Genomic DNA, 2690 nt, shown 5'->3' on the forward strand with positions numbered 1-2690 from the left:
GTACGCATCCGATAGCGGCCGCCTTGCGATAGGGGAGTATTCGCGGGAGTTAGCGGCAGTGCAAGCACCGTGGTTTGCACTGTGGCTAGCGACGGCACGGTTGGTCAGGCGGCTAGTTCGACCGGGTTACTGTTCTGGAGGGTTTTCCAGTGCCAGGGCAGGAGTTCATGCAGCCGGTTTTGGGGCAAGTCGGCGATGCGGGTGAGGACATCGGTGAGCCAGGCGAGCGGATCGACGTCGTTTAGCCGGCAGGTGCCGATCAGGCTGAACATCGTCGCGGCGCGGTCTCCTCCCCGGTCCGATCCCACGAACAGCCAGCTCTTCCTCCCGCGGGCCACACTGCGTAACGGTCGCTCCGCGGCGTTGTTCGTGAGACAGATGCGGCCATCTTCCAGGAAGGTGGTGAAGCCTTCCCAGTCGTTGAGGAAGTAGGCGATGGCCTTAGCCACGGGATCGTGCCGGGAGAGGGTCTTCCGCTGAGCGTCGAACCAGGCCTTGAGCTGATCGACTAACGGGGCGATCTTTTCCTTACGAACGCGCAGGCGTTCATCGGCGCTCTCGCCGTTGATCTCCCGTTCGACGGCGAAGATCTCATCGATCATCACCAACCCGTCCCGTGCGAGAGGCGACAGGAGCGGCACTTTTCCCTTCTTTTTGCCCTTCAGTTGCTTGGCCACGTCGACCAGTTCGAAGAGCTTACGTCTGCCATGTGCCCAGCAGTTTGCGCGGGTCATGGCCTTATCCGCCCACCCTTCCTCGAACATCTCGTTAAAGCCGGCATAGCGGTCGACCTGGAGGATTCCGGTATAACCAGCCAGATGTACGCGGGGATGTTCGCCCCTTCGGTTCCGGGAGTAGCGGCACATCAGCGCCGGCGGCGCTGTGCCACCAAAGGGGGCGTCATCGCGCACATAATCCCAGATGCGGGCGACCTCGGTCTTATATTTGGCGAGGAGAGGAACGGTGGTGTCGTCGGCGTGGAGGCGCTCGGCGGCCAGCACATGGGCATCATTCAACAGGGAGATCGGTTTGAGCGCGGCGCAGACGGCGCCGACCTGATCGGCAAGCGTCGAGATGCTCAGGGGGATGCCCTCCGCCTCCAAGCGGTCGCGCTGGCTGTTAAGCGGCTGATGCAGTCCATATTTCTGGAAGACGAGGTCGGCCAGGAAGTGCGGGCCGAACATGCCCCGGGGGGTCACGTGGAAGGGCGCCGGGGTCTGGCGGATCTTTTCACAGTGCCGGCAGGAGACTTTCTCACGCACCGTCTCGATAACTTTGTGGCGGGCGGGCACCTTCTCCAGGGTTTCAGTGATGTCGGGCGGCAGATGGCTCAGCTCCTGCGAGCCGCAGCAGGGACATTGCTCGGGTGCGGGGATCACCCGCTTCTCGCGCTCCACATGAGCCGGAAAGTCGCGGCGGGGTCCCCGCTGACGGGTAAAGGCCGCCACCGTGGTTGTCTTGGCTGCGGCCTGGGCGGCGAGGCTTTCGGCTTCGCTGGCATCGGCCTCAAGTTCTTCGAAGCCCAGTTCGAGCTGGCCGATGAGCCGGCTTGCCCGCTCCGATTTCGCGCCATATTTGTCGCGGCGCATGAGCGCGTTCATCAGTTCAAGGTGCGCGTTGCGAGCAAGCAGGTCGGCGTTGATCGCCTCCACACGCGCGGCTTTTGCCTCCGCTTCGAGCGCCTTGGCCTGAGCTGCCTGGACCAGTTGGCGCGTTGCCATGAGCTCGGCTTGGAGCTGCAAGAGCTCAAGAGAGGCATCGGCCGAAGGCATGGTTGCCCATAGCAAAAAACGCCCAAAACGCCTAGATATTTCTCAGTTTTCGATGGATTTTCAACGCTCTATTCACCCCTCTCGGGCGGCGCGTTTATGTCCAGTGTCAGCCAACCTGACTGGGCCGCCATGTTCGCTGCGGGTTGCGCCAATCTATCCCCTCGAGCAGGCAGGCGAGCGCCGAGGGGGTTAGCGGGATCGCCCCGTCCTTGGCGGAGGGCCAAATGAACTTCCCGCGTTCGAGACGCTTTGCATATAATGAGACCCCCAGCGCGTCGCTCCACAAAATTTTCACCAGATCGCCGCGACGTCCGCGAAAGACGTAAAGATCCCCATCATGGAAGGTTCGACCCAGATGCTGTTCCACTTGGCGGGCAAGAGAAGCCATCCCGCGACGCATGTCAGTATGGCCGGCCGCTATCCAGATCTTCACATCCGCCGAAACAGGTATCATCGCAAGCTTCCCAGGACCGCGCGGACCAGTTCGGGCCGCGCCGCATCCCCGAACCAGATCACCGCTCCCCGCGTCTTGATCACCGCCGCGACGCCCAGGCCCGGCTGCCTTTCGCCCGGCGAACCATCGCAGGCATCGGCCTTCATCACCACCGGCACAAAACTCGCTTCGGTTCCCGATAGGCAAACCCCTCGCGTCCGTTCCCGCCGCCACCGGTGGATCAGGCTCGGATGTACGTCCGCCGCCCGCGCAATATCCGCTACCACCGCCCCGGGCGCACAGGCCGCCAATACCAGGGCTTCCTTCTGCTCCGCTGTCCACGCCCGCCGGCGCTCCGGCCCCGAAATAACCGTTATCCGATCCATCGCACCCTCGTTAGCTCCAGTGCAAACCTCCACGCTTGCACTCGCGCTAACTCCGACGCCGGACACTTCAGAACAAGGCGGCCCCTATCGGATGCGTAC

General features: G+C 62.9%; 3 protein-coding genes. All 3 read right to left on the bottom strand.

The genetic code is table 11. The features are described 5' to 3' along the window. Window positions 1–104: 104 nt before the first annotated feature. Entirely contained in the window at window positions 105–1772 is a 1668-nt protein-coding gene (tnpC, locus tag AAC640_RS18285) for an IS66 family transposase (protein WP_422795012.1), read from the bottom strand. Between the two features lie 106 nt (window positions 1773–1878). After that, complete coding sequence (gene tnpB / locus AAC640_RS18290; protein WP_340268879.1) at window positions 1879–2226, bottom strand: IS66 family insertion sequence element accessory protein TnpB; 348 nt, start codon at window positions 2224–2226, stop codon at window positions 1879–1881. After that, a complete protein-coding gene (locus tag AAC640_RS18295) occupies window positions 2223–2591 on the bottom strand; it encodes a transposase (RefSeq protein WP_340268881.1) in 369 nt (122 codons plus the stop codon). The genes tnpB and AAC640_RS18295 overlap by 4 nt, the downstream gene beginning before the upstream one ends. Window positions 2592–2690 lie beyond the last annotated feature (99 nt).

The organism is Sphingobium mellinum (assembly GCF_037860795.1).
GTDB classification, from domain to species: domain Bacteria; phylum Pseudomonadota; class Alphaproteobacteria; order Sphingomonadales; family Sphingomonadaceae; genus Sphingobium; species Sphingobium mellinum.